At 67.4% G+C, this 19,353-nt stretch carries 18 protein-coding genes; 1 reads left to right on the forward strand and 17 read right to left on the reverse strand.

Translation table 11 applies throughout. The annotated features are described in order from the left end of the window. Positions 1–13: 13 nt before the first annotated feature. The 6 genes from N792_RS03430 to rpoE all read right to left on the reverse strand — a co-directional run bounded on the left by N792_RS03430 (position 14) and on the right by rpoE (position 6,528). Entirely contained in the window at positions 14–391 is a 378-nt protein-coding gene (locus N792_RS03430) for a DUF4845 domain-containing protein (RefSeq protein ID WP_036192664.1), read from the reverse strand. A gap of 84 nt (positions 392–475) precedes the next feature. After that, positions 476–1,261: a signal peptidase I gene (lepB, locus tag N792_RS03435; protein ID WP_036192665.1), complete on the reverse strand. Its 786-nt coding sequence runs from the start codon at positions 1,259–1,261 to the stop codon at positions 476–478. A gap of 45 nt (positions 1,262–1,306) precedes the next feature. Further along, a complete protein-coding gene (gene lepA / locus N792_RS03440) occupies positions 1,307–3,100 on the reverse strand; it encodes a translation elongation factor 4 (RefSeq protein ID WP_036192666.1) in 1,794 nt (597 codons plus the stop codon). Positions 3,101–3,249: 149 nt separating this feature from the next. Beyond that, the gene (locus N792_RS03445; protein ID WP_036192667.1) at positions 3,250–4,770 is read right to left on the reverse strand and encodes a Do family serine endopeptidase; all 1,521 of its coding nucleotides are present in this window, start codon (positions 4,768–4,770) and stop codon (positions 3,250–3,252) included. A 139-nt stretch (positions 4,771–4,909) separates the two neighbouring features. Continuing rightward, positions 4,910–5,908: a sigma-E factor negative regulatory protein gene (locus N792_RS03450; protein WP_052103395.1), complete on the reverse strand. Its 999-nt coding sequence runs from the start codon at positions 5,906–5,908 to the stop codon at positions 4,910–4,912. Further along, positions 5,908–6,528 (reverse strand): RNA polymerase sigma factor RpoE, encoded by a 621-nt coding sequence (gene rpoE, locus N792_RS03455; RefSeq protein ID WP_036192941.1) that lies wholly within the window; start codon positions 6,526–6,528, stop codon positions 5,908–5,910. The genes N792_RS03450 and rpoE overlap by 1 nt, the downstream gene beginning before the upstream one ends. A gap of 220 nt (positions 6,529–6,748) precedes the next feature. On the opposite strand from rpoE, the gene N792_RS03460 reads away from it, so the two are divergent. Then, the gene (locus N792_RS03460; protein WP_036192668.1) at positions 6,749–8,818 is read left to right on the forward strand and encodes a 3-hydroxyacyl-CoA dehydrogenase NAD-binding domain-containing protein; all 2,070 of its coding nucleotides are present in this window, start codon (positions 6,749–6,751) and stop codon (positions 8,816–8,818) included. 220 nt (positions 8,819–9,038) lie between these two features. Here the strand turns inward: N792_RS03460 and N792_RS03465 are convergent, their stop codons facing one another. The 11 genes from N792_RS03465 to N792_RS03515 form a co-directional block, all read right to left on the reverse strand. Then, on the reverse strand, positions 9,039–9,395 hold the full coding sequence (locus tag N792_RS03465) for a PilZ domain-containing protein (protein ID WP_036192669.1): 357 nt from the start codon (positions 9,393–9,395) through the stop codon (positions 9,039–9,041). 4 nt (positions 9,396–9,399) lie between these two features. Beyond that, positions 9,400–10,440 carry a DNA polymerase III subunit delta' gene (locus N792_RS03470; protein WP_036192670.1) on the reverse strand — a complete coding sequence of 347 codons (1,041 nt, stop codon included), beginning with the start codon at positions 10,438–10,440 and terminating at the stop codon, positions 9,400–9,402. Next, the gene (gene tmk, locus N792_RS03475; RefSeq protein ID WP_036192671.1) at positions 10,437–11,075 is read right to left on the reverse strand and encodes a dTMP kinase; all 639 of its coding nucleotides are present in this window, start codon (positions 11,073–11,075) and stop codon (positions 10,437–10,439) included. Before tmk ends, N792_RS03470 begins: the two co-directional genes overlap by 4 nt. Then, the gene (gene mltG, locus N792_RS03480) at positions 11,072–12,172 is read right to left on the reverse strand and encodes an endolytic transglycosylase MltG (protein WP_036192672.1); all 1,101 of its coding nucleotides are present in this window, start codon (positions 12,170–12,172) and stop codon (positions 11,072–11,074) included. Before mltG ends, tmk begins: the two co-directional genes overlap by 4 nt. Further along, on the reverse strand, positions 12,169–13,038 hold the full coding sequence (gene pabC / locus N792_RS03485) for an aminodeoxychorismate lyase (RefSeq protein WP_052103396.1): 870 nt from the start codon (positions 13,036–13,038) through the stop codon (positions 12,169–12,171). Before pabC ends, mltG begins: the two co-directional genes overlap by 4 nt. 22 nt (positions 13,039–13,060) lie before the next feature. Next, complete coding sequence (locus tag N792_RS03490; protein WP_036192673.1) at positions 13,061–14,458, reverse strand: aminodeoxychorismate synthase component I; 1,398 nt, start codon at positions 14,456–14,458, stop codon at positions 13,061–13,063. A 180-nt stretch (positions 14,459–14,638) separates the two neighbouring features. Next, a complete protein-coding gene (gene fabF, locus N792_RS03495) occupies positions 14,639–15,892 on the reverse strand; it encodes a beta-ketoacyl-ACP synthase II (protein ID WP_036192944.1) in 1,254 nt (417 codons plus the stop codon). A 159-nt stretch (positions 15,893–16,051) separates the two neighbouring features. Then, positions 16,052–16,291 (reverse strand): acyl carrier protein, encoded by a 240-nt coding sequence (gene acpP, locus N792_RS03500; protein WP_036192674.1) that lies wholly within the window; start codon positions 16,289–16,291, stop codon positions 16,052–16,054. Between the two features lie 135 nt (positions 16,292–16,426). Next, the gene (gene fabG / locus N792_RS03505) at positions 16,427–17,173 is read right to left on the reverse strand and encodes a 3-oxoacyl-ACP reductase FabG (RefSeq protein WP_036192675.1); all 747 of its coding nucleotides are present in this window, start codon (positions 17,171–17,173) and stop codon (positions 16,427–16,429) included. A gap of 49 nt (positions 17,174–17,222) precedes the next feature. Continuing rightward, positions 17,223–18,194, reverse strand: a complete 972-nt coding sequence (gene fabD, locus N792_RS03510; protein WP_224743917.1) for an ACP S-malonyltransferase — start codon at positions 18,192–18,194, stop codon at positions 17,223–17,225. A gap of 167 nt (positions 18,195–18,361) precedes the next feature. Beyond that, the gene (locus tag N792_RS03515) at positions 18,362–19,342 is read right to left on the reverse strand and encodes a beta-ketoacyl-ACP synthase III (RefSeq protein ID WP_036192676.1); all 981 of its coding nucleotides are present in this window, start codon (positions 19,340–19,342) and stop codon (positions 18,362–18,364) included. Positions 19,343–19,353 lie beyond the last annotated feature (11 nt).

Here is a 19,353-nt window from a genome sequence, read left to right on the forward strand (position 1 = left end):
CGCCTGGTGCTGCTCAGTTGCGCGCGCCGCGGCGCAGTTCCTTCTCGGTGTGGAACTTGCCCACCACGTCGAGGTTGGCGATCAGCGGCTTGCGCACTTCGTACTCCACCGTCACCAGGTAGCCCGAGTCCTTGCGCACGACCTTGATGTCGGCGGGTTTGACGTTCTCGGAATAGTTGATGTTCATGCGGCGGAAGAACATGTCCTTGATCCGCGCCGGCGACTCGTCGGTGACTCCCGGCTCCTTCGCGATGCCTTCCAGGGACTGCTTGACCGAGTAGTACTCCGAATACATCGGAATCACCTTCATCCCCATGAAAATGAACACACCCGCCACGCCCAATACGATGATGAAACCGATCAAGGTAATGCCACTTTGCTTGTGCTTCATGCCGTTTGTCCCCGGTGATTGTTTCGCGCGCCACTGTCGACGCGCACTCCCCACATGCCCCGCCCCATCGCTGGCGGAAGTGTCTCAGCGGATCCGCTCGCCAATGCGCGAGAAGTCGATTCCACCGTCGATGTTCATCCAGATCAGGAACGCCTTGCCGCGCAGGTTCTGCTCCGGCAGGAAGCCCCAGTATCGGCTGTCTTCGCTGTTGTCGCGATTGTCGCCCATCACGAAATACTCGCCTTCCGGCACCACCCACTCGCCCTCGGCGGGATCGCGGAACGGCAGCCCGGTGCGCTCCAGCACCCGGTGCGGGTGATCGGCCAGCAATTCGCGGAACTCCCCGGCTCCGCTCATCTCCGCTCCGTTGCCGCGCCCTTCATAGTGGCCCAGCGACTCGTAGGCCAGCGGAACGCCGTTGATGAGGACCTGGTTGTCGTAGTAGCCGATGCGGTCGCCCGGCAGGCCGATCACGCGCTTGATCCAGTCCTGGTCGGGATGGTGGGGTGGGCGGAACACCACCACCTCGCCGCGTTTGGGCTCGCCGATATCGACGAACTTCCTGTTGCTGATCGGCAGCCGCAGGCCGTAGGAGAACTTGTTGACCAGGATGAAATCGCCCGTCAGCAGGGTCGGCATCATCGAATTGGACGGGATCCGGAACGGCTCGGCGATGAAGCTGCGCAGCACCAGCACCGCCAGCAGCACCGGGAAAAACGCCTTCGCGTAATCCACGTACCACGGCTCGGCGCCGTCATCGAGCAATCCCTGGTGGGCCGCACGGCGCTTGGCCAGCACCAGCTTGTCGAGCAGCCAGATCAGTCCGGACAAGAGGGTGAACACCACCAGGGCGATTTCGAACCAACGCATGCGTATTCCTTTCGTCTGTCGCCGGCGGCTGCCGACGGTTGCCGGTTATTTGTGGTCGTTCTGCAACACCGCCAGGAACGCTTCCTGCGGGATCTCCACGCTGCCGACCTGCTTCATCCGCTTCTTGCCCGCTTTCTGCTTTTCGAGCAGCTTCTTCTTGCGCGAAATGTCGCCACCGTAGCACTTGGCCAGCACGTTCTTGCGCATCGCCTTGACCGTGCTGCGCGAGATGATCTGCGAGCCGACCGCGGCCTGGATGGCGACGTCGAACATCTGCCGCGGAATCAGCTCGCGCATCTTTTCGCAGATTTCCCGGCCGCGCCGGTCGGCGTGGGCGCGGTGGGTGATGATGCTCAGCGCATCGACCTTGTCGCCGTTGATCAGGGTGTCCACGCGCACGAACGGGCCGGCCTGGAACCGCACGAAGTGGTAATCCAGCGAGGCATAGCCGCGCGACACCGACTTCAGGCGATCGAAGAAGTCGAGCACGACCTCGCTCATCGGCAGTTCGTAGCTGATCTGCACCTGGCTGCCCAGGTAGGTGATGCCGATCTGGTTGCCGCGCTTCTCCTCGCACAGGGTGATCACGCTGCCGACGTAATCGGGCGGGGTGAGGATGTTGGCGCGGATGATCGGCTCGCGGATTTCCTCGGTCAGGTTGGCCGGCGGCAGCTTGGCCGGGTTGTCCAGCGACAGGATTTCGCCATCGACCTTGAGCACCTCATACACCACCGTCGGCGCGGTGCTGATGAGGTTGAGGTCGTACTCGCGCTCCAGCCGCTCCTGCACGATCTCCATGTGCAGCATGCCCAGGAAGCCGCAGCGGAAACCGAAGCCCATCGCCTCGGAGGATTCGGGTTCGAAGCGCAGCGCGGCGTCGTTGAGGCGCAGCTTGTCGAGCGCCTCGCGCAGGTCGGGGTAATCGTCGGCGTCGACCGGGAACAGGCCCGCGAACACGCGCGGCTGCATTTCCTGGAAGCCCGGCAGGGGTTCGGCGGCAGGATCGGCCAGCAGGGTCAGCGTGTCGCCCACCGGCGCGCCATGCACATCCTTGATGCTGGCGTTGATCCAGCCTACCTCGCCCGCCCGCAGCGCCGGCATTTCCTTGCGCTTGGGCGTGAACACGCCGACCTTGTCGACCAGATGCCAGCGACCGGTGGACATCACCAGGATCTTGTCACCCGGTTTGATCTCGCCCTGCATCACCCGCACCAGCGACACCACGCCGAGGTAGTTGTCGAACCACGAGTCGATGATCAGCGCCTGCAGCTTGTCGGTATCGCGCGGCCTGGGCGGCGGGATGCGGGTGACGATCGCCTCCAGCACCTCCTCGACGTTCAGGCCGGTCTTGGCGCTGATCGCGACCGCGTCGCTGGCGTCGATGCCGATCACCGCCTCGATCTCGGCCTTGGCGCGGTCCACGTCGGCGGTCGGCAGGTCGATCTTGTTGATCACCGGAATCACTTCCAGTCCCTGCTCGACGGCGGTGTAGCAGTTGGCGACCGACTGCGCCTCGACGCCCTGGGCGGCGTCCACCACCAGCAGCGCGCCTTCGCAGGCGGCCAGCGAGCGGCTGACCTCGTAGCTGAAGTCGACGTGGCCGGGCGTGTCGATGAAGTTCAGGTGATAGGTCTTGCCGTCGCGCGCCGTGTAGGGCACCGACACCGACTGCGACTTGATGGTGATGCCGCGCTCACGCTCGATCGGGTTGTTGTCGAGCACCTGCGATTCCATCTCGCGCGCCGTCAGGCCTCCGCACATCTGGATCAGGCGATCGGCCAGGGTCGACTTGCCGTGGTCGACGTGGGCAATGATGGAGAAATTTCGTATCTGCTGCATGCGATCGGCAACGGCCCAAGGCCAGGAAAGTTAACGCGTGATTATCGCATACGCCGCCACAACCGCTCCGGCGCCCCGCCAATGCAGGGCCACCGGTTCGCACAGCGCGGCACGATCGCCGCGCTACGCCTGTTCAGTTCAACACCGGCTCAACGCGTGGCGGCGGTCACGGCGATGAACTGGGTGTTTCCGCCGCGACGGATCAGCAACATCACCGTGTCGCCCGGCTTGACCCCGGCCAGCTTGCGGTTCAGCTCGGCCGCGCTGCCGACGCTGTCGCGACCCACCGCCACCACCACGTCGCCTGCCGCCACGCCGGCCTCGCGGGCGGCGTCGCCGACATCGGCCAGCAACACGCCTTCGTCGTTACCCAACCCCAGCTGCTGGCGCTGGGCCGGCGCAAGGTCGCGGCCTACCAGGCCCAGCGGGTTGCTGCCGACCGTTGGCCTGGTGGACGGATCCGGCGCGGCATTGCCATTGGACGCGGTCACGGCCTGCGCTTCCTCGCCCCCGACCACCACATCCAGCTGGCGGGTCTTGCCGGCGCGGAACACTTCCAGCCTGGCCTTGCTGCCCGGTGCGATCGCGCCGACCAGCGGCGGCAGGTCGCTGACATCCACCACCGGGGTGCCATTGAACGAGCGGATCACGTCCATGCGCTCGATGCCCGCTTTCGCGGCGGCGCTGCCGGCCTGGATATTGGTGACCATCGCACCGCGGCTGTCGGGCAGGCCGATCGCCTTCGCCGCCTCGGCGGACACCGGCATGATGTTCACCCCGAGCATGCCGCGGCTGACCTTGCCGGTGGCCTTGATCTGCTCGAACGCGCTCATCGCCAAGTCGATCGGGATCGCGAAGCTGACGCCCATGTAGCCGCCGGAATTGGAGAATATCTGCGAATTGATCCCGACCACCTCGCCGGAGGTGTTGAGCAGCGGGCCGCCGGAATTGCCCCGGTTGATCGCCACGTCGGTCTGGATGAACGGCACGTACTGCTGGCCGGAATACGGATTGGACCGACCCACCGCGCTGACAATGCCGGCGGTGACCGAATGGTCCAGCCCGAACGGCGAACCGATCGCCACCACCCACTGGCCCGGCTCGACCGCGGCCGAGTTGCCGGCGCGCAACCAGCGCAGGTTGTCGGCCTTGATCTTCAGCACCGCCACGTCGTACTGCTCGTCGCTGCCGACCACTTCGGCCTGGAACTCGCGCCGGTCCGACAGGGTCACGGTGACCTTGTCGGCGCCATCGACCACGTGGAAATTGGTCAGCACGTAGCCGTCGTCGGAGATCAGGAAACCGCTGCCCAGCGAGGTGCCGCCGCCCTGCGGCCCTTGCGGCGCACCGGGGCCGCCCGGAAAGGGCATCCCGAAGCGCCGGAACAGCTCCTCGAACCCGTCCGGCAATCCCTGCCCGCGCGAATTGCCCTGCCGGGGCACCGGCATCGTCTCGGCGCTGATGTTGACCACGGCCGGACCGACCCGCTTTACCAGCTGGGTGAAGTCCGGCAGACCGGTGACCAGCGGTTGGGGCGCCGGCGGAGTGACCGCCTGTGAGGCGATGGCCGCCGTGGTCGCCGCGGTCGGTGACTGTTGCGCCGTGCAGGCGATGGGCAGCGCAGCGGCGAGAACGCCGAGCAGGGCAATGGAGCGAAGCGGACGGTTCATGGAATCGGCCTCCGGTTACAAGTGGGAAGAAGGATTTTTAACAGGGTCAATTGCCGCATCACTCGAGGCGGCATACGTCGGGGCGCAGGCAGTATCGGCACCCCGGGAACTTCGACCATGAGCGGCGTGTGGACAGGGATCAGTGCCCCGGCTGCCCGGTCGCTGCTCCGGCCGGCTCAAGGGCAGACGGACGGTCCTGGTCAACACGCCCCCGGTCCAGATGGCTTTGCCGAACGTGACCCTGCAGGGCCTCCGGCTCGAACGGGTAGAACGAAAGCGAGGCCGACGGCTCACCCGCGCCGTGATAACCCGCCGTCAATGCACCCGAGGCGGAATAGCCCGGCAGCACAGCGCGCGGCCACGGCCGGGACACGACCTCGCCGACCGGCATGAACGGATGCAGCGACTTCGCCGCGACCTCGCTCCCGGCCAACGCACCGACCGCCACGGATGCACCAACCGGAGTGGTAGCAGAAGCGACCGCTGTCGCCGCTTCGTGTTGGCGGTTTTGCGACCCGCGCAGGGCCGCGCGTTGCGACTGCCCGCGCGCACGGCGCTCGCCGACACGGCGCGGCACGTCGGCCACCGCAACTGCCGCCGCGAGCGCCAGTCCCGCGCCGTCAGCCGGCGACTTTGCCGGCAATTCCACAGGGGACTCCGATGCAGGTGTCTCCACAACTCCGGCATCCGAAGCGGCAAACACACCGGCCGTCACCGGCGAAGTCGCAACCGTCTGCCGGGTCAGTGCATCCGACGAATCGCCGGCCTGGAAGGCCGGGCGCACGACAAACAACGCCGCCATCGCCACCGACGCCGCCAGGGCCGCGCCGCCGATCCAGCGCCGCGTACGGACCGCGGCCTTGCCGGGAAGGGAAACCGGAAGGACCGGTGCCACGCCATCCGCATGCAGGCCTTCCTGCGCCACCGCCGCCATCACCCGCTCGGCGAATCCTGCCGGCGCGGCCGCCATCGCGTTGCCACGCAGCACGTCGCCGGCGAGCTGCCATCGGCCGCAGGCTTCTCGCCATTGCGCGTCATGACCGAGGCGCTTCAGCGCGAAGCGCCGGGCGTCATCGTGCAGTTGGCCGTCAAACAACGCACTGAGGGTTTCGGCATCGTGGATTTGACTGGTCGACATCAGAATTTCCGCTCCTGGGAGTCGTGGTCCGGGTCAAGCAAGGGGCGCAGTTCCTGATCGATCGCCTCACGGGCGCGGAATATCCGCGACCGCACGGTGCCGATCGGACACGCCATCTTTTGCGCGATCTCGTCGTAGCTCAGGCCATCGACCTCGCGCAGGGAAATCGCGACGCGCAGGTCTTCGGGCAAGCCTTCGACCACACGCATCACCGCCTGTTCCACCTCCTGCCGCATCAGCTCGCGCTCGGGCGTGTCGGTATCGCGCAGGCGGATGCCGGTATCGAACTGCTCGGCGTCGCCGACATCGATGTCGGCCGTGGGTGGCCGGCGGTTCTGCGAAACGAGATGGTTCTTGGCGGTATTCACTGCAATACGGTGCAACCATGTATAGAACTGCGCATCGCCACGGAAGTTAGGCAGCGCGCGATAGGCGCGCATGAACGCATCCTGGGCGACGTCCTGGCATTCGCTCCAGTCAGAGATGTAGCGGCCGATCAGCCCCACGATCCGGTGCTGGTACTTGCGCACCAATGCATCGAATGCCGTGCTGTCGCCCTGCTGCACACGTCTGACCAGATCCTGGTCGAACTCCTGGTCCAACAATTTGTTCTCGGCCATACCGCGCGCCGGCACTCCTGTCAGCTCGGCCATGGCCGAACGATGAGACAACCCTGTCGGGGAGAAAGTTCCATCACCAACGATTGGGGCGCCGCTGCCCGCCTGCAACCGTCGGGGAACATGGTGAGGCATGCGAGGTCCCGCGCGTCACTGATTTGACGCCGGTGAAACAACCTCGGGATGATAGCGGCTTACCCCATACCTGAACGGATGGTGCCGCATGGCCCCTCATGACACTGCGCTGCTCCGCTTCGACGGACTCCGTGCCCGGCACTGGCATGCCGAGATGCGTGCCGATGGCGTGCTGGTGTTGTCGCTCGACCGCGCCGGTGAAACCGTCAACGCGCTGTCGCAGGACGTGCTGATCGAACTGGACGCGCTGATCGAACGCATCGCCATCGACCCGCCCAAGGGCGTGGTGCTCCGCTCGGCCAAGGCCAGCGGCTTCATCGCCGGCGCGGACATCAAGGAGTTCCAGGGCTTCGATGAAACCGGCAACGTGGCCGGTGCGCTCAAACGCGGGCAGCAGGTGTTCCAGCACCTGGCCGACCTGCCCTGCCCCACGGTGGCGGCGATCCACGGCTTCTGCATGGGCGGCGGCACCGAGTTGGCGCTGGCCTGCGACTACCGGGTTGCCAGCAAGGACGGCTCGACCCGGATCGGCCTGCCGGAGGTGCAGCTGGGCATCTACCCCGGCTGGGGCGGCAGCGTGCGCCTGCCGCGGCTGATCGGCGCGCCGGCGGCGTTCGAGATGATGCTGACCGGACGCGCGGTGTCGGCATCGGCGGCCCGCGCCAGCGGACTGGTCGACAAGGTGGTCGAGCCGGCGGTGCTGGTCGACGCGGCCGCGGCGCTTGCCCTGCACGGCCGCAAGCGTCCGTTCAAGCAGCGCTTCATGGGCTGGGCCACCAACCTCTGGCCGGCGCGCCAGGCCATCGCGCCGATGCTGCTGAAGCAGGTCGCGCGCAAGGCCCGCAAGGAGCATTACCCGGCGCCGTATTCACTGGTCGCGACATGGAAGGCGACCGGCGGAAGCGTGGAGCGCCAGTTGGCCGCCGAACGCAGATCGGTAACAAAACTCGCCTCCACTCCGACCGCGCGCAACCTGATCCGGGTGTTCTTCCTGCAGGAACGGCTGAAGAGCGTCGGCGGCAAGGATCACGGCATCCAGCATGTGCACGTCATTGGTGCCGGCGTGATGGGCGGTGACATCGCGGCCTGGGCGGCCTACAAGGGTTTCCAGGTCACTCTCAATGACCGCGAGCAGCGCTTCATCGACGTCGCCATGGGCCGTGCCGGTGAACTGTTAGCCAAACGCGTGCGGGACGAGAGCAAGCGCCCGGAAGTCGCGGCGCGCCTGAAGAGTGACGTGGCCGGCGATGGCGTGGCCGCGGCGGATCTGGTGATCGAGGCGATCATCGAGAACCCCGAAGCCAAGCGCGACCTGTACGCGGTGATCGAACCGCGGATGAAGTCCGACGCGCTGCTGACCACCAACACGTCGTCGATCCCGCTGGTAGACCTGCGCGACGGCATCCAGCGCCCGGCACAGTTTGGCGGCCTGCACTATTTCAACCCGGTCGCGCTGATGCCGCTGGTGGAGATCGTCCAGCACGACGGCATGGCGCCGGAAACCCGCGAGCGTCTGGCCGCGTTCTGCAAGGCGATCGGCAAGCTGCCGGTGCCGGTCGCGGGCACGCCGGGCTTTCTCGTCAACCGGGTGCTGTTCCCGTACATGCTGGAAGCGGTGACCGCCTGGTCGGAAGGCATTCCGGGCGCGGCGATCGACAAGGCCGCGGTCCGGTTCGGCATGCCGATGGGGCCGATCGAACTGGTCGACACCGTCGGTCTGGACGTCGCCGCCGGTGTGGGCGCGGAGCTGTCGCCATTCCTTGGCCTGACCGTGCCGCCGGCACTGGCCAAGCAGGCCGAGCCGGGCAAGCGCGGCAAGAAGGACGGCCAGGGCCTGTACAAGTGGGAGGATGGCAAGGCGGTCAAGCCCGATTTGCCGGACAACTACCAGCCACCATCCGACCTGGAGGATCGCCTGATCCTGCCGATGCTCAACGAGGCGGTCGCCTGCCTGCACGACGGCGTGGTGGCCGATGCCGAACTGCTCGACGCCGGCGTGATCTTCGGCACCGGCTTCGCGCCGTTCCGGGGTGGCCCGATCCAATACATCCGCCAGACCGGTGCCGACGCCCTGCTGGAGCGGCTCAAGCAGTTGCAGGCCCGTCACGGCGACCGTTTCGCCCCACGTCCGGGCTGGGAATCCGCCGCGCTGCGGTGATCAGGCAAGCCGTACTTCACACGCGCGTGCCGTCAGCGCCTCACACGCGCGTGAACCGCAAACCCGCGCTTCACGCGCGGCAATGCGTACTTCCTTGCAGGAGCGGCTTCAGCCGCGAACCTGCGAATTGGACCCATGTACGGGTCGCGCCTGAAGGAAATCCAATCGCACGCCCGAAGAAAGCCCCGAGGGCCAGCAGTCCACGAAACCAGCCGATCAGCTACATCGTGTGGGTCGCGCGCTCCGCGTCCAGGGTGCCGGCCAGCAGGGCCTCGATCTTGCCCTTGACGGTCTCGCCTTCGGCACCTTCACCGAACTGGATACCGATGCCGGCCGGGCGATTGCCCTGGGCACCGGCGGGAGTGACCCAGATGACCTTGCCGGCCACCGGCAGACGCTCGCCGGATTCGGGCAGCGTCAATAGCAGGAACACCTCGTCACCCAGGAAGTAACGCTTCGGCGTCGACACGAAGATGCCGCCATGCTTGATGTAAGGCATGTAGGCGTTGTACAGCGACGCCTTGTCCTTGACCGCCAACGACACGATGCCCTGGCGGGCCCCGGCTGGTGCGTTCATACCGCTATCCCCTCTGTTTTCCGGCAGCCCGGCGCGCTTCTCCGGCACGCCAGGCCATCAACAATTCCACCACGACCAGATCCGCACGCACGGTGCTGCGCAACAATTCGCGCGCCCGGTTGGCGCGATCGAACCAGGCCGCCAGACTGCGCGTGCGCATCGGGTCGGTCAAGCCGTCGGCCGCCGCCGACAGGGCCAGGTCGGCGGCGAAGCGCAGCCGCAGGTCCGCGTCGCTGTCGGCCACCCAGCGCTGGGCGGTTTCCACCACGGCGATGTCGCCAGCGGCCAGTTTGGCCAGGTCGCCCGCCACTTGGCGGCGCACGGCAAGACCCTCGCCCTGCAGCCACTCATCGGCCAGGCCGGGATGGCCGCGCGCCGCATCCAGCGCCTCGGCCGCCGCGCTTTCCGCGTGACCTTGCCGCTGCAGCCAGGCCAGCGCCTCGTCGCGCGCGGGCAGGCGGAACTCCAGCTTCTGGCACCGGCTGCGGATGGTCGCCGACAGGCGTGCCGGGTTGGCGCTGACCAGCCACAGGTACCGTCCGGGAACCGGCTCTTCAAGTGTCTTCAGCAACGCGTTGGCACCGGCGTGGTTGATCGCATCGGCCGGTTCGATGATCGCGATCTTGGCGTCACCATACTGGGCCGTCAGCGCCATCTGCTCGGACAAGCGGCGCATCTGGTCGATGACGATCTCGGTCCGCGACCTGGGCGGCCGGGCCTTGTCGTTGATGCCATAGCTGATCTGCAGGAAATCGGGATGCCCGGTGTGCCCGCCCGGATGCGCCAGCGAGCCGTCCGGGCGCAATTCGACGGGATCGGTCTGGGAGCGCAGGGCGAACAGGCGGCAACTGCGGCAGCTTCCGCAGGGCTCTCCGTCCGGCGTGCGGCTGGTGCAGAGCAAGCGGTTGGCCAGCCGTTCGGCCACCGCCCGCTTGCCCAGCCGGGCCGGGCCGCAGAACAGCAGGCCGTGGCCGAGACGGCCGGCATCCAGCGCGCTGGCGGCATGTTCGTACACGCGCTGCTGCCAGGGCGCGAACACGCTCATCGCACTGTCTCCTGATGGGCACGCAGGTGGGCGACCGCTTCGGCCGCGACCACCTCGGCCGGTTGACGGGCGTCGACCACGCGGAAGCGCGATGGCTCGGCGGCGGCCCGGGCCAGGTAGGCGGCACGCACGCGCTCGAAGAAGTCGTCGGACTCCGCTTCGATGCGGTCGACACCGCCGCGTCCGCGCGCGCGCTGCAGGCCGATCCCGACCGGCACGTCCAGCAACAGGGTCAGTCCGGGAACGATGCCGACCACGCGCTGCTCCAGCCCGGCGATGAAACCGGCGTCACCGCCGCGTGCGGCTCCCTGGTAGGCGTAGCTGGCATCGGTGAAACGGTCGCTGATCACCCACGCCCCGCGCCGGAGCGCCGGCAGGATGAGCTCGCGCACATGCTGGGCGCGGCCGGCGAACATCAGCAGCAGTTCCGTTTCCGGCGCCGGCGGTTCGTGCCGCGTGTCGAGCAGCAGGTTGCGGATCTGCTCGGCCAGCGGCGTGCCGCCGGGTTCGCGGGTGCAGACGACTTCCTGGCCTGCGGCCAGCAACGCCTCGCGCAACACGGCCAGCACGGTCGACTTGCCCGCACCTTCGCCGCCTTCCAGGGTCACCAGCCGGGGTTGCACGGAAAGGCTCATGGCGCGTCTTTCGCGGGCTGCGTATCGCGCATGCGCTGGCGGTAGTTCTGCAGGTACTTGCGCACGTTGGCGTTGTGCTCGGCCAGCGAGTCGCCGAACAGGTGGCGGCCGCTGCCGTCGCCAACCGCGACGAAGTACAACGCGCTGCCCGGCGCCGGATGCGCCACGGCGTCGAGCGCGCCCACGCCCGGCATCGCGATCGGGGTCGGCGGCAGGCCGCGGCGGGTGTAGGTGTTGTACGGGGTGTCGGTGGTCAGATGACTGCGGCGGATGTTGCCGTCGTAGTCCTTGCCGATGCCGTAGATGACGGTGGGATCGGTCTGCAGCCGCATTCCGATCTTCAACCGACGCTCGAACAGTCCGGCGATCTGCGGGCGCTCGGAGGCGATGCCGGTCTCCTTCTCGACGATCGACGCCATGATCAGCATCTCGTACGGCGTCTTCAGCCCGGTATCGGGGTCGCGCTGCTCCCATGCGGCGGCGAGCGCCTTTTCCATCGCCGCGTAGGCGCGGCGCAGCAGGTCCAGGTCGCTGTCGCCGCGGCTGTACAGGTAGGTCTCCGGCAGGAAGCGGCCTTCCGGGTGTTCGCCGGCACGGCCGAGCGCGCTCATCAGGGCCGCCGCGTCCAGTCCGGACGTTTCGTGTTTGAGGGTGTCGACCTTGCCCAGTGCGGCGCGCAGCTCGCGGATGTTCCAGCCCTCCACGAGGGTGAAACGGTACTGGATGATGTCGCCCTGGCGCATCGCGACCAGCAGCTCGCGCGGCGAAATTCCCGGCATCAGCGCGTACTCGCCGACATGCAGCCGCGAGGCGGCGCCCAGTTGCCGCGCCAGCAGGCGCCATTCGTATTCGCTGCCTTCGCGCACGCCGGCCTGGCGCAGCCTGGACAGCACCGTGGGCAGGGAGTCGCCGCGCTCGATCACCACGCTGTCGCCGGCCTGCAGTCCGGCCAGCGGGGTATCGGCAAAGACCTCGTAGCGTTGCCACGCCCAGAACCCGGCCGCCGCCACAGCGAGCAGTGAGAGCAGCAGCAGCGCCGACAACACACGCACGACGGAACCACGCGCAACGGAACCATGCTTGCGGGGACGACTCACGGCACCTCCATGATGTGGGCACCGTCAGCGGGTGCGGTGAATGCGGGATGGTCGGCGGCGAGACGACGCTGCCATTCGACCACCTGCGGGTGCGGCTGCCACGCCCGCTCGCCCGGCGCGGTGTCCAGCAAGCGGGCGACCGGCAGGATACCGCGCACCGCATTGGTCAGGACGACGGCATCGGCGGTTTCGACATCGGCCACCGACAACCGCACTGGCTCGACGTCGAAAGTGTCCAGCATCCACTGGCGGCACACCCCGGCCACGCCGCAACGGTCCACCGGCGGCGTGCGCCATTGGCCATCCTGCAGCAGGAACAGGTTGGCCGCGGTGGCGCAGACCACATCACCCACGGTGCTGCGCATCAGGCCCTCGTCGGCGGCGACTCCGTCATCCCATTCCGCGCGCGCCAGCACCTGCTCCAGCCGGTTGCCATGTTTGATGCCTGCCAACACCGGCTGGATCGCCAGCCGGGTGTCGCACCAGCGCAGCGTCAGGCCGCTCACCGGCCGCGGCACCGGGTGCAGCGACAACAGCCAGGTCGGTACCGGATCGGCCGGAAGCGCGTAACCGCGACCACCGCAGCCACGGCTCACAAACAACTTCAGCACGCCATCGGTTCCGGCGAGCAGGCGTGCGGCCTCGTCACGCACCTGCGCCTGCGATGGCAACGCCAGTCGAAGTCGCTGCGCGCCACGCTGCAAACGCGCCCAGTGCCGGTCCCACCACGGCACAGTGCCGCGGTGCGCGCGCATGGTCTCGAACAGGCCATCGCCGTAGGCGAGCGCGCGGTCATCCGGTGGCACCACCGACACCGGCTCGGTGCCGATGAAAATGCGCACGTTGGCGTGGGCGGACTGCGGCATCGCCAACGATTGGTCAGCCGTACTATCCATCGGCAACACCCAGCGCACGCAACATGCCACGCGCCTTGGCGCGCGTCTCTTCCAACTCAGCGCGCGGATCGGAGTCGATCACGATGCCGGCGCCGGTGCGGAACCGCAGCAGATCGCCTTCGATCTCGGCGCTGCGGATCAGGATGTTGAGGTCGAGGTCGCCATCGCGGTTGAGCCAGCCCATCGCGCCGGTATAGCTACCGCGCCCCTCGGCTTCCAGCTCGGCAATGATCTGCATGCAGTGCACTTTCGGTGCGCCGGTGATGGTGCCGCCGGGGAACGTCGCCCGGATCACCTCGCCCGGCGTCACGTCCGCACGCAGGCGGCCACGCACGTTGCTGACGATGTGGTGCACGTGGGCGTAGCTTTCCACCGTCATCAACTCATTGACCTCCACGCTGCCGGGCGTGCACACCCGGCCGAGGTCGTTGCGCTCCAGATCGATCAACATGACGTGCTCGGCGCGCTCCTTGGGATGGCCGACCAGCTCGTCGATCGTGTCGCCGTCATCGTCGCCGGCGACACGGGCGCGGGTGCCGGCGATCGGCCGGGTTTCCACCACGTCGCCACGCACCGAGATCAACCGCTCCGGCGACGCGCTGACGACCGACCAGGCCGGCTGCCGGACAGGTTGTTGAGCCTGTTGTTGATCATGCCGTTGGAACAGCCCCGCGAACGGCGCCGGGTTGTTCTCGCGCAGGCGCTGGAACAACCCCGCCGCATCCACCGGCCCCTCGAAGCGCGCGCGCCATCCGCGCGACAGATTCGCCTGGAACACATCGCCCGCCGCCAGGTAATCGAGCACCCGCGCGACGCCATCCACATACCGCCCGGGCTCGTCCTCATCGACGACGACCGGCGGTCGCCAGGCCGGCAACGGTGCCGGGGCCCGATCAAGATCGGCCAGATCCTGCGTGATGCCCTCCAGAAGTGCCTCGAGCCCCGGCTCCGCCAGTGCGATGCACTCGCCACGGGCATGGTCGCGCACGACCGCGGCTGGACAACGCACGGCCAGCGCGACCGGCAACCCGCCCGCGGCCGCAGGCAGATGCAGGACCGGTTCAATCTGGGCCGCCAATTCATAACCCAGCAGCAGCGCCCAGCCGCCCCGGAACGGCCAGCGGGGCTCGTCGTGATCGACCCGCTGCGCAAGCCATGCGGCGTCCAGCGCCTGCAGGAAGTCATCGCCGATCACGACGCCGCGCTGATCGCGGACCTTGCCATCGGCATCAAGCTGCAGCGACTCGCCATTGCCGGCCAGCAACAGGTCCCAGCGCCCCTGCGCGGTGCCCGCCGCGCTGGATTCCAGCAGCAACGGATAGCGCGCCGGCGCACGCCGGTGCAGATCCAGCAGATCGATCGTCGGCGACAACTGGCGGGTCAGCAGCATCGGAAACTCATGCGGGGATTGCCGTGATTGCCGCCCGGTACGATCGTGCCCGACGCCGCCGATCGCCGACCCCGGCATGGATGCCGTGCAGCAAAACGCCCCGAGCGAAGAGCGCTTCGGTCGCCTCCGGGAATACCTCCCTGAAACCCGTCAAGCGCACTTCGGCGGGCTTCCGGCAAGTCAGATCCGCTTGAATACCAGCGTGCCGTTGGTACCGCCGAAGCCGAAGCCGTTGGAGACCACGACATCGACCGTCGCCTCGCGGGCGGTGTTGGGCACGTAATCAAGGTCGCAACCCTCCCCCGGCGCATCCAGGTTGATCGTCGGCGGGATGATGCCGGTGTGCAGCGCCATGACCGAGAAAATCGCCTCCGCACCGCCGGCCGCGCCGAGCAGGTGACCGGTCATCGATTTGGTCGAGCTGACCATCGTCCTGTAGGCGTGATCGCCGAGCGCACGCTTGATCGCCAGCGTCTCGGCGACGTCGCCCAGCGGGGTCGAGGTGCCATGCGCGTTGAGGTAGCCCACCTGTTCCGGATTGACGCCGGCATCCTTCATCGCGGCGACCATGCAGCGCGCCGGGCCTTCGCCGTCCTCGCTGGGCGCGGTCATGTGGAACGCATCGGAGCTCGCGCCGAAGCCCACCAGCTCGCAATAGATGCGCGCACCGCGGGCTTTGGCGTACTCGTACTCCTCCAGCACCAGGATGCCGGCACCATCGCCGAGCACGAAACCGTCGCGGTCCTTGTCCCACGGCCGCGACGCGCGGGTCGGGTCGTCGTTGCGGGTGGACATCGCCTTCATCGAGCAGAAACCGCCCACCGAAGTCGGCGAGGAGCCGCGCTCGCCGCCGCCGGCGAGCATCACGTCCGCGTCGCCATACTGGATCATCCGCATCGCCATGCCGATGGAATGGTTCGACGTCGCGCAGGCGGACACCGCGGAAAAATTGGGGCCCTTGATGCCGGTCAGCAGCGACACCTGCCCCGGCAGCATGTTGATGATCGTGCTGGGCACGTAGAACGGCGAGATCTTGCGCGCGCCGCCGGCAAGGTATTTGGCGGTCTGCTCCTCGATGCCGAGGATGCCGCCGATGCCGGAACCGATCAGCGCGCCGACGCGTTCGGCATTGGCCTCGGTGATTTCCAGCCCGGAATCCTCCAGCGCCATCAGCGACGCGCCGACGCCGTAATGGATGAAGCTGTCCATCTTCTTCGCGTCCTTCGCCGGCACCCAACGGGTGACGTCGAAATCGCGGATCTGCCCGGCGATGGTCGTGGTGAAACCGGTGGTGTCGAAGTGGGTGATCGGGCCGATGCCCGAACGGCCATTGACGATGCCGTCCCAACTGCTGGCCAGGTCGTTGCCCAGGGGCGAGACGAGGCCGAGGCCGGTGACAACTACGCGCCTGCCGAAGGCCGGTCGATTGGACATGGAGAACTCCGCTTGCGGACGCGCCGGCACCGTGCCCGACAGCGCGCCTGGAATGTGTATGCCGTGGAAAGACACAAGGCCGCACGATGCGGCCCCGGTCTGTAGCGCCGGGCGTGGCACGCCGATCCTTGACCGGTCGCGCCTCCACCCATCCGCGGATTACGCCTTGACGTGCGTCGTGACGTAGTCGATCGCCTGCTGCACCGAGGTGATCTTTTCGGCTTCCTCGTCCGGGATCTCGCACTCGAACTCTTCTTCCAGTGCCATCACGAGTTCGACGGTATCGAGGGAGTCGGCGCCGAGGTCGTCGACGAACGAAGCGTTGTTGGTGACTTCTTCTTCCTTGACGCCAAGCTGTTCGACCACGATCTTCTTGACGCGCTCTTCGATGCTGCTCATTGGTATTCACTCCTCCCGTACGGGATATTCGATGGAATAGTGTAGTGGAATCGAGGCCTTCGCGACTATCCGCAAAAGCCCTTTCGCCCCAGTTACTTGCTGTGTACCTGGTGCGTAGTTGGTGCGCATCCAGCGCTACGGCATGTACATCCCGCCGTTGACGTGCAGGGTTTCCCCGGTGATGTAGGCCGCCGATGGACCGGCCAGGAAGGCCACCGCGCGGGCGATGTCGGCCGGCTCGCCGAAGCGGCCCAGGGCGATCTGGCCCAGCATCGCCCCCTTGGCGTCCTCGGGCAATGCGCGGGTCATGTCGGTATCGATGAATCCGGGCGCGACCACGTTGACGGTGACGCCACGGCTGCCGATTTCCTTCGCCAGCGACTTGCTGAACGCGATGATGCCCGCCTTCGCCGCCGCGTAGTTGGCCTGTCCGGCGTTGCCGGTGACGCCGATGACCGAGGCGATATTGACGATGCGGCCGCGACGGGCCTTCATCATCGAGCGCATGACCGCCTTGGACGTGCGGTAGACGCTGCTCAGGTTGGTGTCGATCACCGCCTGCCAGTCCTCGTCCTTCATGCGTAGCAGCAGGTTGTCGCGGGTGATGCCGGCGTTGTTGACCAGGATCGAGATCGTGCCGATGTCCTTGCCGATGCCGTCGATCAGCGCGGCGGTGGCTTCGGCATCGGCCACATCGACCACGCGGCCATGGCCACCGTGGGCGGACAGGCGCGCAGCGATCGCGGCCGCACCGGCTTCGGAGGTGGCGGTGCCGATCACGGTCGCGCCCTGGGCGGCCAGTTCATCGGCAATCGCGGCGCCGATGCCGCGGCTGGCACCGGTGACGAGGGCGATCTCGCCATGAAGGGGTTGGTTGCTCATGTCTCTCCTGCTCTTGCACGAACCGCGTTCGCGGATCCTGCTCGTTGGGTTATTTCCAGTCGGCCAGTGCGGCGTCAAGCTCGGCGGGCGTGCCGATCGTACGTGCATCGAGCGATTTGTCGATGCGCTTGACCAGCCCCGTCAGCACCTTGCCCGGACCGCATTCGGCAACGCGGGTCGCACCGTGTTCGGCCAGCGTCCGCACGCAGGTGGTCCATTGCACCGGCAGATACAGCTGGCGGACCAGGGCGTCGCGGATCGCCTCGGCGGTCTCGTGAACCCGGCCATCGACGTTCTGCACCACCGGCAGGGACGGCGCATGCCACTGGATATCGCTCATCGCCACGGCCAGTCGGTCCGCCGCATCACGCATCAGCGGCGTGTGCGAGGGCACGCTGACGGCCAGCTTGACCGCCTTGCGCACACCGCGCTCGGCGAGCAGGGTCAGGGCCTTGTCGACCGCTGCCACATGACCGCCGATCACGATCTGGCCGGGCGAGTTGTAGTTGGCCGGCACCACCACGTCCCGGCCCGAGGCCGATCCGCAGGCCTGCTCGACCAGCACGTCGTCGGCCCCCAGGATCGCCGCCATGGCGCCGGTACCGGCCGGTGCGGCGTCCTGCATCAACTGGCCGCGCAGGCGCACGAGCTTCGCCGCCTCGGCCAGGCCGAGCACGCCGGCGGCGACCAGCGCGCTGTATTCGCCAAGGCTGTGTCCTGCCAATTGCGCCGGCTGCACGCCGCCGCGCGCCTGCCACAGGCGCCACACCGCCACACCGGCGGCCAGCAGCGCCGGCTGGGTGAACTCGGTCTGGTTGAGCCGGGCTTCCGGCCCTTGCTGGCTCAGCGCCCACAAGTCCGCGCCGGCGCCGTCGCTGGCCTCCGCGAAGGCGTCCGCGATGATCGGGGACTGCCGGGCGAGCTCGCCCAGCATGCCCAGCGACTGCGAGCCCTGGCCCGGAAACACGAAAGCCAGCTGGTGACCCCCGATGGGATGTTCGACGCTCTGAGAATCGCTCACACGGCGTCCCTTGCAAATGAAACGCGCCATCATACGAGCGATTGCGCCGACCCGTCTGTACCTGGGCGTACTGTTACCGGGCGGTGTGGGAAGACCACTTCCGCCGGCTGGAACGAAAACGCCCCCGACAAGGTCGAGGGCGTCCGGGATGGCGCAAGGAGCAGGACTCAGTAGCGCAGCAGCGCCGAGCCCCAGGTGAAGCCGCCGCCAAAGGCCTCCAGCAGCACCAGTTGCCCGCGTTGCACCCGGCCCGAGCGCACCGCCTCGTCCAGCGCGAGCGGCACGGAGCCCGACGAGGTGTTGCCGTGCTTGTCGACGGTGACGATCACGCGCTCCATCGGCATCTCCAGCCGGCGTGCGGTCAGCTCGATGATGCGCAGGTTGGCCTGGTGCGGAATCAGCCAGTCGATCTCGCTGCGGTCCAGCCCATTGGCTTCCAGGGTTTCCTCGACGACCGCGTCCAGCGCCTTGACCGCGTGCTTGAACACGTCGTTGCCGGTCATCATCACCTTAACGCCGGCGTTGTGCTCCTCGGGCTTGAACCCGACCGAGACGCCCACCGGGTTGTACAGCAGCTCCTTCTTGCCGCCATCGGCGTGCAGATGGGTGCTGAGGATACCGGCCTCGCTGTCGGCCTTGAGCACCACCGCGCCGGCCCCGTCGCCAAACAGCACGCAGGTCGAGCGGTCGGTCCAGTCCAGCATCCGGGTGAGGGTTTCCGCACCGATCACCAGCGCCGTCTTCACCGTGCCGGACTGGATGAACTTGTCCGCCACCGACAACGCGTAGACGAAGCCCGAACACGCGGCATTGACATCGAACGCCGGGCAGCCGTTGGCCCCCAGGCGGTGCTGCACGAGGCAGGCAGTCGACGGAAAAATGATGTCGGGCGTGGTCGTGCCCAGCACGATCAGATCCAGCTCGGAGGCTTCGACACCGGCGGCCTCGAGCGCACGCACGGCGGCGTGATAGGCCAGGTCGCCCGTGGTCTCACCTTCCGCAGCGACATGGCGCTGGCGGATGCCGGTGCGCGTGGCGATCCACTCGTCACTGGTCTCGACGATCTTCGAAAGATCGTCGTTGGTCAGCACTTTTTCCGGCAAGTAGCTGCCGGTGCCCGCAATGCGGGAATAGATTCGATCAGTCATCACCACTCCGC

The sequence above is a fragment of the Lysobacter concretionis Ko07 = DSM 16239 genome (assembly GCF_000768345.1).
GTDB lineage: Bacteria > Pseudomonadota > Gammaproteobacteria > Xanthomonadales > Xanthomonadaceae > Novilysobacter > Novilysobacter concretionis.

What these genes read in the sequence shown, in the direction of transcription:
- pabC (WP_052103396.1), bottom strand. Translation starts at nt 13,038, where the DNA reads ATGCCGCAGTCCGCCCACGCCAACGTGCGCATTTTCATCGGCACCGAG.
- N792_RS03515 (WP_036192676.1), bottom strand. Translation starts at nt 19,342, where the DNA reads ATGACTGATCGAATCTATTCCCGCATTGCGGGCACCGGCAGCTACTTG.
- fabF (WP_036192944.1), bottom strand. Translation starts at nt 15,892, where the DNA reads ATGTCCAATCGACCGGCCTTCGGCAGGCGCGTAGTTGTCACCGGCCTC.
- N792_RS03460 (WP_036192668.1), top strand. Translation starts at nt 6,749, where the DNA reads ATGGCCCCTCATGACACTGCGCTGCTCCGCTTCGACGGACTCCGTGCC.
- lepB (WP_036192665.1), bottom strand. Translation starts at nt 1,261, where the DNA reads ATGCGTTGGTTCGAAATCGCCCTGGTGGTGTTCACCCTCTTGTCCGGA.
- fabG (WP_036192675.1), bottom strand. Translation starts at nt 17,173, where the DNA reads ATGAGCAACCAACCCCTTCATGGCGAGATCGCCCTCGTCACCGGTGCC.
- N792_RS03490 (WP_036192673.1), bottom strand. Translation starts at nt 14,458, where the DNA reads ATGCTGCTGACCCGCCAGTTGTCGCCGACGATCGATCTGCTGGATCTG.
- N792_RS03450 (WP_052103395.1), bottom strand. Translation starts at nt 5,908, where the DNA reads ATGTCGACCAGTCAAATCCACGATGCCGAAACCCTCAGTGCGTTGTTT.
- lepA (WP_036192666.1), bottom strand. Translation starts at nt 3,100, where the DNA reads ATGCAGCAGATACGAAATTTCTCCATCATTGCCCACGTCGACCACGGC.
- N792_RS03470 (WP_036192670.1), bottom strand. Translation starts at nt 10,440, where the DNA reads ATGAGCGTGTTCGCGCCCTGGCAGCAGCGCGTGTACGAACATGCCGCC.
- acpP (WP_036192674.1), bottom strand. Translation starts at nt 16,291, where the DNA reads ATGAGCAGCATCGAAGAGCGCGTCAAGAAGATCGTGGTCGAACAGCTT.
- rpoE (WP_036192941.1), bottom strand. Translation starts at nt 6,528, where the DNA reads ATGGCCGAGAACAAATTGTTGGACCAGGAGTTCGACCAGGATCTGGTC.
- N792_RS03465 (WP_036192669.1), bottom strand. Translation starts at nt 9,395, where the DNA reads ATGAACGCACCAGCCGGGGCCCGCCAGGGCATCGTGTCGTTGGCGGTC.
- tmk (WP_036192671.1), bottom strand. Translation starts at nt 11,075, where the DNA reads ATGAGCCTTTCCGTGCAACCCCGGCTGGTGACCCTGGAAGGCGGCGAA.
- N792_RS03430 (WP_036192664.1), bottom strand. Translation starts at nt 391, where the DNA reads ATGAAGCACAAGCAAAGTGGCATTACCTTGATCGGTTTCATCATCGTA.
- N792_RS03445 (WP_036192667.1), bottom strand. Translation starts at nt 4,770, where the DNA reads ATGAACCGTCCGCTTCGCTCCATTGCCCTGCTCGGCGTTCTCGCCGCT.